General features: G+C 71.9%; 13 protein-coding genes. 9 read left to right on the forward strand and 4 right to left on the reverse strand.

All coding sequences use genetic code 11. The features are described 5' to 3' along the window. The first annotated feature begins 86 nt into the window (after nt 1–86). Together GA0074692_RS08940 and GA0074692_RS08945 are read left to right on the forward strand one after the other, a co-directional pair. Entirely contained in the window at nt 87–644 is a 558-nt protein-coding gene (locus GA0074692_RS08940; protein WP_218106599.1) for a putative immunity protein, read from the forward strand. Nucleotides 645–714: 70 nt separating this feature from the next. Next, the gene (locus GA0074692_RS08945; protein ID WP_091641627.1) at nt 715–1,782 is read left to right on the forward strand and encodes a MerR family transcriptional regulator; all 1,068 of its coding nucleotides are present in this window, start codon (nt 715–717) and stop codon (nt 1,780–1,782) included. Nucleotides 1,783–1,787: 5 nt separating this feature from the next. Here the strand turns inward: GA0074692_RS08945 and GA0074692_RS08950 are convergent, their stop codons facing one another. Continuing rightward, a complete protein-coding gene (locus GA0074692_RS08950) occupies nt 1,788–2,552 on the reverse strand; it encodes a phosphotransferase (RefSeq protein ID WP_091641631.1) in 765 nt (254 codons plus the stop codon). 116 nt (nt 2,553–2,668) lie between these two features. Between GA0074692_RS08950 and GA0074692_RS08955 the strand changes: the two genes are divergently transcribed. Continuing rightward, nucleotides 2,669–3,130 (forward strand): HNH endonuclease, encoded by a 462-nt coding sequence (locus GA0074692_RS08955; RefSeq protein ID WP_091641634.1) that lies wholly within the window; start codon nt 2,669–2,671, stop codon nt 3,128–3,130. An 18-nt stretch (nt 3,131–3,148) separates the two neighbouring features. On the opposite strand, the gene GA0074692_RS08960 is transcribed toward GA0074692_RS08955, so the two are convergent. After that, nucleotides 3,149–3,637 carry a macro domain-containing protein gene (locus GA0074692_RS08960; RefSeq protein ID WP_218106600.1) on the reverse strand — a complete coding sequence of 163 codons (489 nt, stop codon included), beginning with the start codon at nt 3,635–3,637 and terminating at the stop codon, nt 3,149–3,151. A gap of 135 nt (nt 3,638–3,772) precedes the next feature. Between GA0074692_RS08960 and GA0074692_RS08965 the strand changes: the two genes are divergently transcribed. Both GA0074692_RS08965 and GA0074692_RS08970 read left to right on the forward strand, forming a co-directional pair. Then, nucleotides 3,773–4,708 (forward strand): hypothetical protein, encoded by a 936-nt coding sequence (locus GA0074692_RS08965; protein WP_245730243.1) that lies wholly within the window; start codon nt 3,773–3,775, stop codon nt 4,706–4,708. Nucleotides 4,709–4,740: 32 nt separating this feature from the next. Further along, complete coding sequence (locus GA0074692_RS08970) at nt 4,741–4,935, forward strand: hypothetical protein (protein ID WP_091641637.1); 195 nt, start codon at nt 4,741–4,743, stop codon at nt 4,933–4,935. Between the two features lie 58 nt (nt 4,936–4,993). On the opposite strand, the gene GA0074692_RS08975 is transcribed toward GA0074692_RS08970, so the two are convergent. After that, on the reverse strand, nt 4,994–5,707 hold the full coding sequence (locus tag GA0074692_RS08975) for a VOC family protein (RefSeq protein ID WP_091653055.1): 714 nt from the start codon (nt 5,705–5,707) through the stop codon (nt 4,994–4,996). A gap of 827 nt (nt 5,708–6,534) precedes the next feature. On the opposite strand from GA0074692_RS08975, the gene GA0074692_RS08985 reads away from it, so the two are divergent. The 3 genes from GA0074692_RS08985 to GA0074692_RS35315 are packed head-to-tail and all read left to right on the forward strand — an operon-like array spanning nt 6,535 to nt 11,161. Beyond that, complete coding sequence (locus tag GA0074692_RS08985; RefSeq protein WP_091641641.1) at nt 6,535–8,307, forward strand: RNA ligase family protein; 1,773 nt, start codon at nt 6,535–6,537, stop codon at nt 8,305–8,307. Continuing rightward, entirely contained in the window at nt 8,307–9,554 is a 1,248-nt protein-coding gene (locus GA0074692_RS35305; RefSeq protein ID WP_091641645.1) for an RNA repair domain-containing protein, read from the forward strand. Before GA0074692_RS08985 ends, GA0074692_RS35305 begins: the two co-directional genes overlap by 1 nt. Next, nucleotides 9,506–11,161 carry a poly(A) polymerase gene (locus GA0074692_RS35315; RefSeq protein ID WP_245730643.1) on the forward strand — a complete coding sequence of 552 codons (1,656 nt, stop codon included), beginning with the start codon at nt 9,506–9,508 and terminating at the stop codon, nt 11,159–11,161. Before GA0074692_RS35305 ends, GA0074692_RS35315 begins: the two co-directional genes overlap by 49 nt. 52 nt (nt 11,162–11,213) lie before the next feature. Here GA0074692_RS35315 and GA0074692_RS09005 read toward each other — a convergent pair whose 3' ends face one another. Beyond that, a complete protein-coding gene (locus GA0074692_RS09005; RefSeq protein WP_091641648.1) occupies nt 11,214–12,416 on the reverse strand; it encodes an erythromycin esterase family protein in 1,203 nt (400 codons plus the stop codon). A gap of 58 nt (nt 12,417–12,474) precedes the next feature. Between GA0074692_RS09005 and GA0074692_RS09010 the strand changes: the two genes are divergently transcribed. Continuing rightward, the gene (locus GA0074692_RS09010) at nt 12,475–13,197 is read left to right on the forward strand and encodes a TioE family transcriptional regulator (protein WP_091641651.1); all 723 of its coding nucleotides are present in this window, start codon (nt 12,475–12,477) and stop codon (nt 13,195–13,197) included. The last annotated feature ends 11 nt before the right edge of the window (nt 13,198–13,208 follow it).

Consider the following 13,208-nt stretch of genomic DNA (forward strand, 5'->3'; position numbering starts at 1 on the left):
TCCGTTCTCTTGAGGGTTTCGCCGTACCGTTCCGCTGATATCGCGGACAAGTTTCCACCGTCGGTTCAGCGATACCGTTGACGGGTGTGACAGACGGGAATCTGACGATCGAGCTGAGCATGGCGGAACTGCGCGCGATCACGGCCTACGCTGTGGCCTGCGCGGAGCCCGCTCTGGCGATATTCGAACGCGAACGCCCCGACGACCGGCGCCCACGAGCCGCGCTCGACGCCGCACGGTCGTTCGCGGACGGAGCCAGACGAACCAAGGTGATCCGTGACCACGCGTGGGCGGCGCAACGGGCGTACCAAGAGGCCCGCGATGCGGGACTGGCCGCGGCGAGCGACGCTGCCCGCGCTGCCGTCGCGGCGGCCAGTGCGGCATACCTCCATCCCCTGGCGAAAGCGACCCAGGTCCTGCACATCCTCGGCGCGGCCGCCCACGCGGCACGAGCAGTCGAGCTCGATGCCGGCGACGACCCCAACGTCGGCGCCGACCACATCGAGAGGGCCCGAGATCTGGCCAGTCCCGTCGTGGTGAGCGTCCTGACCCGTTACCCGGACGCCCCGAGTGGTCGCGGCCGTGCGGGGGAGCTGCTACGGATACTCGACGCGTCGTTGCGACAGTCGACGACCGACCGTTGACCTTGCCCCTCGGTCAAGCCCCAGGCTGGTCCGTGCCGGTCACCGGGACCGGCGCGAGGAGGATGGCGACGTGGAGCTGCTGACCATCGGGGCGTTCGCCCGGGCGGCACGGCTGACACCGAAGGCGTTACGCCTGTACGACGAACTGGGTCTGCTCCCACCGGCGGCGGTGCACGCCGAGTCCGGATACCGGCTCTACCACCCGACGCAACTCGACCGGGCCCGGCTGATCGCCCGGCTCCGACGCATCGGCATGCCACTGGCCGACATTCGCACCGTGTGCGGACTGAACGGCAGCGCGGCCGCCGAGGCCGTCGCCGCGTACTGGCAGCAGGTCACCGCCGACACCACGGCCCGCGCCCGACTGGCCGCCCTCCTCGTTCAGGACCTCTCCGGAAGGGCCACCACCATGTCCGACCCGACTCCCGCCATCCAGGTCCGCGCCGCCGCCGGCTGCGACACCGGCACCGTACGGGACAGTAACGAGGACGCCGCGTACGCCAGCGACCGACTGCTGGCCGTCGCCGACGGCATGCGCGGACCCGGCGGCGCCGCGGCCAGCGCCGCCGCCATCGACGCCCTCAAGCCGCTGGAACTGGCCGCCGCGCCCGCAGTCGACCTGCTCACCATGCTGGCCGGTGCGGTCGCCGAGGCGCACCGGGCGGTCCGCGACGAGGGAACCGGCGACCACCAGCCGGTCAGCACCCTGACCGCGCTGCTGCGCCACGGCTCCCGGCTGGCCCTGGTGCATGTCGGCGACACCCGGGCGTACCTGCTGCGCGGCGGCGACCTGGTCCGCCTCACCCAGGACCACACCTGGGTCCAGACCCAGGTCGACCAGGGCCGCCTTACCCCGGACACGGCCGCCACACATCCCCGGCGTGCGCTGCTGGTGCGCGCTCTCGGCGCCGGCCACGACGTCGAGGCGGACCTGGCGCTGCGTACCGCCCTGCCCGGCGACCGCTATCTGCTCTGCTCCGACGGCCTGTCCGCCGTGGTGGACCAGGCGGCCCTGCACACGACGCTGGCGGGCCCGGACACCCCGGAGCGGACCGTACGGCGACTCATCGACCTCGCCCACACCCACGGCGCACCGGACAACATCGCCTGCGTCGTCGCCGACGTCGTCGCGGTGTGAACCGCTCAGGACAGCGGAAACTCGGCCAGTTCGCGGACCGCCGTGTCCAGCCCCGTGTCGAAGCCCTTCGCGACCATCGCCTGGAAGGCCGGATCGCCGGCGGCGGCGTTACGTCGGATGCCGTCCGCCGACGCGGCGACCCGCTCCCGCACCACCGCCAGGAACCCGTCAAGCGGGCCGTCCCAGCCGTACGCGTCGAGAAAGAGCCGCAGCCGGGCCGGCCGGTCCGCGAACGCGGTGAACCCCTCCGCCGCCACCACCTGCCGGGCGTGCAGCGGCACCCAGGCGAACGCGGTGAACGCCACGTCCCACTCGACCGGCACCGGCGCCGCGAAGTCCCAGTCGAAGAACCCGACCAGCCGTCCACCCGACCACGCCGCGTTGTACGGCGCGGCGTCGTTGTGCCCGACGATCAGCCCCGGTTGCCACCGGCCGCCCTCCCGCCACACCGCGTCCGGCGGCGGTACGAAGTCCGCGACCGCCGTGTGGAAGTCCCGCAGCCAGCCAGCGACCTGACGCAACGTGTCCACGTCGTGCACCCAGGACGGCCACGGTCGACGGTCTCCGACCACCTCGCCGGGCAGGTACGTCAGCACCTCCCGGCCCTGCTCGTCGAAGCCGCGTGCCCGTGGCGCCCCGACGAACCCGACCGCCTCCAGGTGCTGAAGCAGGGCGTGCACCGCCGGCGTCCACCGGCCCGGGACGCGACGCACCGTGTCACCGATCCGCACCGCCCCACCAGTGTTCCCGCCGGACAGGCGTTGTCCCATGGTCGGTGGCTCCCTCCTCCGGACCCGTTGGCAGCACGACCCTGGGCGGGTCGGGGCGACGGTTGCCCCGGACGCGACGACGAGAACGGTCGGTGCCGACCCGTAGCGTGGGACGCATGCTCTCCCGCGTCAACGGTCTTTCCCGGCACTTCACTGCGGACAGTCTGCGTGACTACCTTCTCGCCCGCTCCGTCCGGGCCGACACCGGCTGCCTCATCGTCCGCGGCTACGGCAGCCGGCGTGGGGTCCACCAGAAGGTCGCCGGCCGGGCGTGGGCGCACATCGCCGCGTACGTCGTGTTCGTCGGCGACTACGATTCGGGCCTCGAGGTCGACCACACCTGCGGTGTCGCCGACTGCATCGAGCCGGCCCACCTGCGGCAGGTCACGCGCGCGGAGAACTGCCGGGACCGGGTCCGGCCACCGCGCTGCCGCAACGGACACGAGCGGGAGGTCGACCCGGTCACCGGCACGTACCGGCGGGTGTGCCGGGTGTGCAACCGGGAAGCCCAGCGCCGCTGGCGGGAACGGCAGGCCGCCGAGGTCGCCCAGGCCCGCGTCGCGCACGGACGCGGGTAGCGTTAGGAACGTCAGCTTCTACCCCCGGTCGTACACGGTCACGGCGATGTCTCGCGCGCACAGGGTGCGCAGGATGATCGGCTCCATCCGGTTCCAGGTGCCACCGGCGAGCCCGCACCCGATCCGGGGCATGTGCACCGACGCCCCCAATGCGTACGCGTGGTCGGCAAGCGACCCGAGACAACGCTCGACCGCGTCGTAGCGGATCGGCGGGCCGGCGCTGCCGGTCCTGATTCCTCGCTGGCCGACCATGTTCGCCACCCAGCTGTCCGGCGCGACCTGCACCAGGCGGGTGGCGCCGAGCGCGAAGTCGTTGCCCGCGCGGCCACGATGCCACTGCCGGTAGTCACGTTCCGGCTCCGGCCAGCGGCGGGAGATCGCCACCACGAAGCCCTTGCCCCAGCCGCCAAGGTCGTTGCACACGTGCGCGATCACCTTCCGGCCCTTGGCCTGAGGGCTCGTCGCGTCACCCCTGATGATCGTCAACGGGTTCACGACCACCAGCATGACGCCCGCGTACGACGATCCGGGGTAGCGTCTGCCGATCCCAGTGATCCTGACGTGAAGGTGACCGGTTCCCCGGCCATGTTGCTCTGTTGGAAGTCGCACGACGACGGAAGAGCAGTGCGGCACCCTGGTCCGATGGAGAAAAGACTGGCCCGTGTCTCCGCTGAACAGCGGGTCTGGGATCTCGTCACGCCGGAAGCCAGGCACGCCCTGGAATCCGGCCTGACGCCCACCGACCTGCAGACGCTGCTGATGGCGGTCGCCAACACTCGGGCGGGCAGGGTCACCGCCGCGCGAGTGTTGCGCCGCTGGAGCGAGGATCGTTTCGTACGCCCGTCGACGGCTGACCCGCGCCTCCTCGCCAGGGTCGAAGGGGCACTGTGGCGGCTGCTGCCGGAAAGGTTCGCTGGGGTGGAGTTGTCTCCCGTGGCTCCGCTGGGAACCTGTTCCGCGCTTGGCCCGGTGGACCAGCACCGCGTGGTCAGCACAACACGGGGCAGTGAGGTGGTCAGCGACTCGACCAACGCTCTCGCAGTGGAGGCCGCCGTCCGGCGCGGCGAGCAGGGCACCGACGGCAGAATCGACCTCGCCGCATGTCACCGGGTGTTGCGAGCCCAACAATTCGGTCCGGGTAAGGCCGCACACTTTCGACTGTTCGCCCTCGTGTCCAGCGCCCGCAATGGCGGCAGCGGGCGTACCGAAGCCCAGCTGATCATCGATCACATCAGCTTCTGGCAGCAGGTGTTCGCCGAGCTGATGCCGACGGCACCGGTACGGATCACCGTCACTGTGTTCGGCCGCCCGGTCCTCGCCGAGCGCCTGCACGACACGATCCACCCGACGGTGGCGGGCGGGTCCGTCCCAGTGGTCGATGATCCTGCCCGCAGCCATGGTGCTGGCTACTACGCCGGTGCGGCGATCGGACTGCGGACTGAATCTGGCGGGCAGACCGTTGATCTGGGTGACGGCGGACTGACGACCTGGACCGCGCAGCTTCTCGGCGACGCGAAGGAACGGTGCATGGTCTCGTGCGTGGCGACCGAACGCCTCGCAGCCATGGTGGCGACGTAGCGGTCAGAGTCGTCCTCGACACCTCCGCCATCGTGGCGGTCGGCCACGAGAGCAGCGCAACCGGCCGCGACATCGACCACGAGGTCCTGGCACACATCTGGCCCACCCAGCACGAGAACGTGCACTTCTACGGCACCCACTCCGTCGACATCAACGGCGAACTCGCCCAACTCGACACCGACGGCTACCGGCCACTACGGCTGACCGAGGCCGCTCCCGGCAAATAGCTGACCGTGCCCTGGCTCAAGGTCTCAGCCAGGGCACGGCGTCGGCTGAATGCGGCACCTAGGACAGCGCTGCCGCAAGGTCGGTAGCGGCCTCATATGCAGCAGCAGCCCGTGTAGCTTCGTCCGCGCTCAACGCGACACGGTCAACACGGGCCAGCATCTCGACCGCCGTGGCCGGATCGTTCAGGACCATCGCAACCTCAGCGCGGTAGACGAGCACCTCCACCAACGCGACCGGGTCGTCATCTGCCTCGGGACGGGCCAACGCACTGTCAAGGATCCGAGCCGCCTGCCGGGCGTCCCCTCTGGAGTCGGACTGCACGACGGCGTTCGCCATCGCCTTGCCCAGCCGCCCAGTCGGCGCTGGCGCGGGGGAGGCCGGGGCGCTCTGGAAGACGCGGATCCAGTTGCCTCCAGGATCGATGACGCTGAAGCCGCTCATCCCGTCGGCGTTCTTCCGCGCCCGGGGCCGGGTCATCCGCGGCGTCCCGGAGACCAACACCTTGCCGTACGCGGCGCGCATACCCGCCGCGAAAGCCCGGTACAGCTGCCCCGTGTCCGAGGTCAGCACGAGACACGAACCGTAGGACTGCGCCGGATCGAACCCCGCGATCTCGAAGAACTGCAGATGTAGATCTTCACGTTGCAGCCCCACCGCCGGGTTGGGCTTGCGCTGCTTGTAAGTGGTGTGGAAACCAAGCACCTCGTAAAAGGCGACGATGTCGTCGATAGACGCGCAGGGCAGCAGGGGAACGGTTACCTCGTTGGTCACCCGTACTTCGTAGCCGTCGTGAATGGGCACACGCACATGAAAATGGCCGATCGTCAGCCACAGACGACCGAACGGCCGATACGGCGCAAGCTGTGCTGGTCTACCAGCGACCTCTAACGACACTCACTTCCGAAGGGGTGCCTACCTGCTGGAGCCGGACGACTAGCCTCAATCCGGGTCCGCGTAAAAGTGGCTCGACCGCAGCTCAGGCATCCAAGCTCCACGACCCGCACGGCACCGGATACACCCACCACCAACTGCGCCACTCCGGGCTGACCCACCTGGCAGCCAAGGGCCGCAGCGCTGCCGAACTACAAGGCCAAGTCCCGCCACCGGCACCTCGCCACCCTCGGCATCTACGTCCGCCTTGGCGAGGAAACCTCCGCCCGCATCGCCGCCGAGAACGACGAGCGCCACCGGCGGCACCGGCGCTGATCCCACATCCCCGTACCGGGATCCCGGAAAACGGCCAACCGGCACCCCCGCAGCCCCGCCATCCTGAGCAGCCACCCAGGTACGGGCCTAGATCAACTGCTTAGCGTTGTTTTTGGTCTGGAAACTACGGGCGGGCCATTAGAGCCCTCTCCCGGGCCGCAGGCCGGCCCATCTGCAACAGCGTAAGTCCTTACGCACCTTAACTGACATTATGATGCACTGCTGATATGCCCGCTTTGCCCGGCCTGATTGTCAGATTGTTGTTACCGGTAATTCAGTAATCGGGGTGGGTGCGGTATTTGCATTGATCGGCCGTCCACGCGACACCTACCGTCACGGGACACCGGGACGGTAGGAACGCCCACGGGAACGATCCGATCAGGAGCAGAGCCATGTGGACGCGCTATCCCCGCACCCCACACCTGCCATGGTCGCCCGGCGCCGCCACGGACGACGTCCGGGCCGGTGACCTGACCGGCCTGACCGGACGGGAGGTGGTGGTCACCGAGAAACTCGACGGGGAGAACACCACGCTCTACCCGGACGGGCTGCACGCCCGCTCGCTGGACTCCGGGCACCACCCTTCCCGGGCCTGGGTGAAGGGGCTGCACGAGCGGATCGCCCGCGCCATCCCACCCGGCTGGCGGGTCTGCGGTGAGAACCTGTATGCCCGCCACTCGATCGGCTACGACGCGCTGGCAAGCTGGTTCTACGTCTTCTCCGTCTGGGCCGGCGAGCACTGCCTGGACTGGGACGCCACCGTCCGGTTCACCCGACGGCTGGGCGTACCCGTACCGCCGGTGCTGTGGCGCGGCACGTTCGACGAGCGGGCCCTCCGGACCCTGCGGCTGGACCTCGACCGGCAGGAGGGATACGTCGTCCGGACCGTGGCCGGGTTCACCCGCGCCGATTTCACCGCCCGGGTCGCCAAGTGGGTCCGGCCGGCCCACGTCCAGACCGACACGCACTGGATGAACGCGCCGGTGGTACCGAACGGACGCGGCCCGACCGCACCGCTGTGGGACGTCCGCTCCGGCGCCCCACCGGACCCGCCTGCCCTGTTCGCCAGCCTCGGTCTCGACCCGGCGGACCCGGCCCCGGAGCCCGTAGTGGCGGACGCGGCCGGGCGGCTGGACCTGCTCGGGCGGACCGGGGACCTCCGGCTGGCCGGGGTACTCGCGGCGCTGCTGCACCGGCAGTCCCGCCCAGCCCTGGCCGCCGTGCTCCGCGAGCCACTCGGACTGCCTCTCGCCCGTCGGGTCGCCGACCTGGTCGGGCGGCACACCACCGTGCACCGCCCGTTCCCGGACGAGCAGCGCCGCGCCGGGCTGGTGCGGCTGGCCGGCGCCGCCGACCTGGGCGTACTGCACGCGGTCGCCGGCGCGACCCTCACCGCCCGCAGCGACCCGGACGCCGCCGAAGCCCGCGACCAGGTCGCCTGGTCCATGCTGTACGCCGAGGACGCCGGCCTGCTCGACCCGGCACCACTGTGGCCGCTGCGCACCGGACTGCGTACCGCGCTCGCCGACACCGACCCGGACGTCGCCGACCGGTGCTGGGCGCAGGCCCGCGAGGCGTACGCGGCGGGGCGGATCACCACGCCCGCCGAGGCCACCGCCCTGACCTGGCGCTGGCGTACCGGCGGGTTTCCCCGGCTGGTGTTGATGGTCGGCCCGGCGGGCAGCGGGAAGAGCAGCTTCGCCGCCGGGATACCCGGCGCGACGGCCGTGATCAGCCTGGACGATTTACGCGCCGCCCACGGCCGGCGGGCCGACCAACGCCATAACCCGCAGGTGCTGCGCGACGGGCTGGCGCGGCTGGACACCGCGCTCGCCGCCGGTGGCACCGTGGTGTGGGACGCCACCTCGCTGACCCGCCAACAGCGCCGGTTGGTGCACACCGTCGCCGCCCGACGCGACGCGCTGGTCACCCACGCGGTGCTGGTGGTCGACGAGGAGGAACTGGTCCGGCGCAACACCCGCCGGGCACACGCCGTACCGGCCGGGGTGCTGGCCGGCCAGTGGCGCCGGTTCACCCCGCCGTACCCGGACGAGGCGCACCGCACCTGGTACGTCGGGCCGGACGGCACCGTCGCCGATGTGGCCGGCTCCATCGACGACCCGTTCGAGGACCCGTACCGGGCCGACCTGGCCGTGGAGGCGTGATGCGTACCAGCGAGGAGATCTACCACCGGGTCCGGTGGGACCCCCGGTTCGACCCGGCCCGGTTCGTGCTCGGCGTCCACATGCGCGACCGAGCGCCGAAACGGGTGCCGCTGCCTGTCTTCGTACCCGGCGGTGACATCCCCTGGCACCGGGTGCTGTTCATCGAGGCGGACGGCGAGGTGCTCTGGGACCGGTCGGCCGGGGTGGACCGGATCGACCGGTCCGCGGCGGGCCGGATCCGCGAACCGCGGGTGCTGCGTGATCCGTTCTTCGCCGCGCGGACCCCGCACGCCTGGGACCCCCACGCCGGCTGGACGCCGGCACCCCCACCGGCCCACCCGGGCGGGCCGGCCCAGCTGCGCGTACTGACCTGGAACACGCTGTGGGACCGCTACGACAGCGACCGCATCCACACCGCTCGACGTCGGCCGCTGCTGCTGGCCGCGCTGCGGGCAGCCGACGCCGACGTGATCGCCTTGCAGGAGGTGGAACCGGCGCTGCTGGCCATGCTGCTCGCCGCCGACTGGGTGCGGGACGGGTACACCCTCGGCACCGACCCGCACGGACCGGACGTGTCCGACAGTGGACTGCTGCTGCTCAGTCGACTGCCGGTACGGGAGGCCGGGTGGCACCGGCTCGGCCCGCACAAGGCGGTCGCCGCGCTGACCGTTCCGGTGGCCACCGGAACGCTGGTGATCGCCGCCACCCACCTGAGCAGCGACCACTCCACCGACGGCCCCGGCCGGCGGGTCACCGAACTGTCCCGGCTGGCCGAGGGACTGGCCACCGTGGACACCGACGTGCTGCTGCTCGGCGACTTCAACGACGGCGGGGACCTACCGGCCCGGGCCCTGGGCGGGCGGGACGCCTGGACCGAGGTCCACGGCCCCGACGACCGCACGCCGACGTTCGACCCGGTCGTCAACCCGCTCGCCGCAGTCTCCTCACTCACCGGGCGCACGGCCCGACTGGACCGGGTGCTGCTGCGCGGCCACCGGCTACGGGCCGACGCGGCCGGGCTGCTCGGTACCGTACCCGCCGGACCGGACCGGCTCTTCCCGTCCGACCACTACGGCGTGGCCGCGGAGGTCACCGTCGCCGACCCGGAGCCGGTCGGGGAGGTGCTCGCTGCCGGGTCGACCGCCCGTACCGCACTGGCCTGGCTCCCCCGCCGCACCTGTGGGCGCCGTGGCAGGAGATCCGGCGGACGTACGACCCGCAGGTCGACCGGTGGCCACCGCACGTGAACCTGCTCCACGGGTTCGTCCCCGAGTCGGACTTCGACCGCGCCGTCGAACTGGTCTCCCAGGTGACGGCCGGGATCACTCCGTTCGCCGCCCGGCTCGCCGGAACGCACACGTTCACCCACCGCGACCACACCACGGTGTGGCTGGACCCGGCCGCCGGTGACCCGGCACCGTGGCAGGCGCTGCGCGCCTCTCTGGCCGTCCGGTTCCCCCACTGTCGGGGACGCGCCGACGGGTACACCCCGCACCTGACGCTGGGCCGTACCGGCGAACCGGAGCGGCTGACCGGCGGGCTGGCCGCCCGGCTGACACCGGTGACTGCCCCGGTCGACACGGTGGTACTGCTGTCGCGGCGCGGCGACGGGCCGATGCGTCCACGCGCCACAGTCGCCCTCGGCACCGGCGAGATCCGCTGGCTGCCCGATGTCGTTCCTGACGTGCCCGCCCCACGTGGCGGCCCGGCGTCCCGGGCCGGGGCGCGTACCGGCGGAGCGCCGGCGGAGGCACTCGTTCGACGGATCGCCGACGCGCTTCCGGACGCTGTGGTGATGGTGGCCGGTTCCCGGCGGATGGGCTGCGACCTGCCCGACGCCGACGTGGACCTGGTGGCGGCCCTGCCCGGCACCGTCGATCTCGCCGAGGTGCGGACGCGACTGGCGGCGGCCCTGCCGGAAGCCGACGCCCTGCGGGAGGTGATCGGTGCACGGGTCCCGGGACTACGGCTGCGGGCCGGCGGCCGGAACGTCGACCTGGTCGTGGTGGCCACCGGCGACCTGCCGCCGGGCGAGGCGGTGGCCCGGCGCGCCGAGCTGGGGGAGCCGGCGGCGGTAGCGTTGAGCGCGGTCAGCGACGCGGACGCGGTCCTCGCCGTGGTGGGTGCCGAACGGGACACGTTCGCCCGACTGGCCCGGCAGGTCAAGGCGTGGGCGCGGGCCCGTGGGCTGGACTCCGCGCCGCACGGGTGGCTGCCCGGCCTGGCCTGGGCGGTGCTCGCCGCCCGGACCGTCGCCGACGGCGGACGTGACCTGGTCGACTTCTTCGGCACCTGGGCCGCCTGGGACTGGCGGCAGCCGATCGCCCTCCCCGGCCACCCAGCGGTGCCGGACGGTGCGGTCGCCGTCGCCACCCCCACGTCGCCGGTGCGGTCCTGCACGGGACAGGTCGGCGTCGGAGGCCCCGACCTGCTGACCCAGGAGTTCTACGACGCCTGGGAGATCACGATGACGGACCCCGACCCGTGGCCTCGTCTGCTCACCCCGCCGCCGCTGCATCGGCGGCACGCGGCGTGGGCGGTGCTGACCGTCGGCGCCGTGCCCGACGAGCCGTACCCGGTCACTGCCGGTCGGGTCCGGGGCCGCATCCGCGCCCTGCTGTCCGTCCTGGAGTCGACCGGCAGCCCGGACGTACACGCCTGGCCGTGGCCGTTCGAGACCGCGGCCGGCCTCACCCGACACGCCATCGGTCTGGGTCGCACCCCACCGGACCGGGACCGTTTCCCCCGGCTCACCGCCGACTGGTGCGCCGACCTGCCCGGTGTCCACGTCGGGTGGGCGGCCGGTGGGGCGGTGCCCACCCTGACCGCCCCACCGGCCGCACCGCCGCGGTAGCCGTCGGCGTCGAACCGGGGTTGACGGGCATGGCCCTTCTGCGGAAGGTATCTCACCTCGGTGAGGCGTCCTTGACGAACATGATCCCGTCGGTGCGGGCAAGGTGGGTCGGGTCCAGCGGGGCGTAGCCGAACCAGGGGGACACCCGGAGAGTGGGCGGCACGTCGCCGAGGGCGGCGGCCAGTCGGCGGGCATCCACGACGTACCGGTCCTCCGGGAGCGCGTACAGGAGCCCTTCGATGGTGTCCGGGGGTGGGGTGTCCACATCATGGTGGCGGATCGTGCCGAGGGCCGTGGCCAGGAAGGCGTACTCCTCGCCCAGGTGGGCGCTGACGATCGCCCCGGCGCTCCACCACTCCAGCGGCAGGCCGCCCAGCCGCATGCTGCTCCTGTTCCGCTGGAGATGCCCGTTGTGGGCGTACACCAGGGCCGGGCCCCGCTCGGCGATCGCGAGCAGGTTGGCGGCCATCATCGACGCCCGTACGCCCAGCAGCCACGCCATGCGGCCCGGTGACGTGTCGGCCATCCAGAAGTGGTAGCGCAGCAGCCCGGTCGCGGTACGTCCGTGCAGGCGTGCCCGCTCCCAGTCGTCCGGTGCGGACGCCGCGATCAGGTGCGGGGTATGCGTGTCGAGCAGGGCTGCCAGGTCGTCGGCGAGCAGCCGCAGCTGGGTCGCCTCGGGCGTCTGCCCCACGGACTGGGACGGGTCCATCATCGCGGCGGGATTGGTCCACCGGTCGTCGGCGCCGAGCAGGCGGTCGAGCGTTTCCGCGGTGCAGGGGAGCAGGTCGGCGTCCACCCGGGCGGTCAGGTAGGCGTGTAGTGCGGTGAGGGCCTGCCGGGGGCTCGCGGCGCCGGTGATCTCCAGCGGGCCGTCGAACCCGGCGAAGCGTAGCCGTTCTGACCTGGGCCGCCCGTTGTTGTACGCGCGCATCCAGCGCACCAGCTCGCGGTTGGCCGCGGACGCGCCGAACCCGTGGCTGAAGCCACGCTCCATGGCCTCGTCGAGGGTGCCGGCACCCGAGGTGACGTAGTCGTCGGTGACCAGTCCCATCAGGCAGTCGCTCTCGATCGCGATCGTCCGGTAGCCCTCCTGCTCGACGAGTTGCCGGAAGAGATCGTTTCGCAGATCGAGCAGACCGTCCACGCCGTGGGTGGGCTCACCCATGGCAAGCAGCCGTGGCCGGGCGGGGAGTAACCCCATGACGGTGGCGGCGTCGACGACCTGGGCGGTGTCTCTGATGGCAGCAGTCATACCCTCAACGGTATCGTTGAACCAAACGTTGAGACTTACCCGCGACATTGGCAGGGCGATGCGACGAAACCCTCAAGACGGTAGGCGGCTCCGGCCGGTTGACCTGGCGCGGGAGCACGGCCTGTCCACCCAGGCGGTCAGGAACTACGAAGACGCCGGGATCCTCCCGGCGGCGGAACGTACTCCGCACGGCTACCGCACCTACACGCCGCCGCACGCGCAGGCGCTGCGCGCGTTCCTCGCCCTCGTGGCCGGCCACGGCCACCAGACGGCCACGTCGATCATGCAGGCGGTCAACCGGGGTGACACCGGCCAGGCGCTGCGGCTCATCGACGAAAGTCACGTCCAGCTGCGCGACGACCGTCGTACCCTCCAGGCCGTCGAAGTCGCGCTTCGCGACCTCGATCCGATACGGCCAGAACGCGGTGACACGTTCGTCGGCCCTCTGGCGGGACGGCTCGGCGTCCGCCCCGCCACCCTGCGCAAATGGGAACGCGCCGGCCTGGTCCAACCGCGCCGCGACCCGCAGACCGGCTACCGGGTCTACGGTGCGGCCGACGTGCGCGACGCCCTGCTCGTCCACCAGCTCAGACGAGGTGGCTACCTGCTGGAACAGATCGCCCCGCTGATCGCCCAGATCCGCTCCGCCGGAGGCGTCGCACCTCTGGAATCGACGCTCCACGACTGGCATGCCCGCCTCGCGGCCCGTGGCCGCGCCATGCTCACCGGCGCCGCCGCACTGGACGCCTACCTCGACTGCCGGCCCGCCGTACGGCGGTGACGGGCGCGCCG

The organism is Micromonospora pallida (assembly GCF_900090325.1).
Taxonomy (GTDB): domain Bacteria; phylum Actinomycetota; class Actinomycetes; order Mycobacteriales; family Micromonosporaceae; genus Micromonospora; species Micromonospora pallida.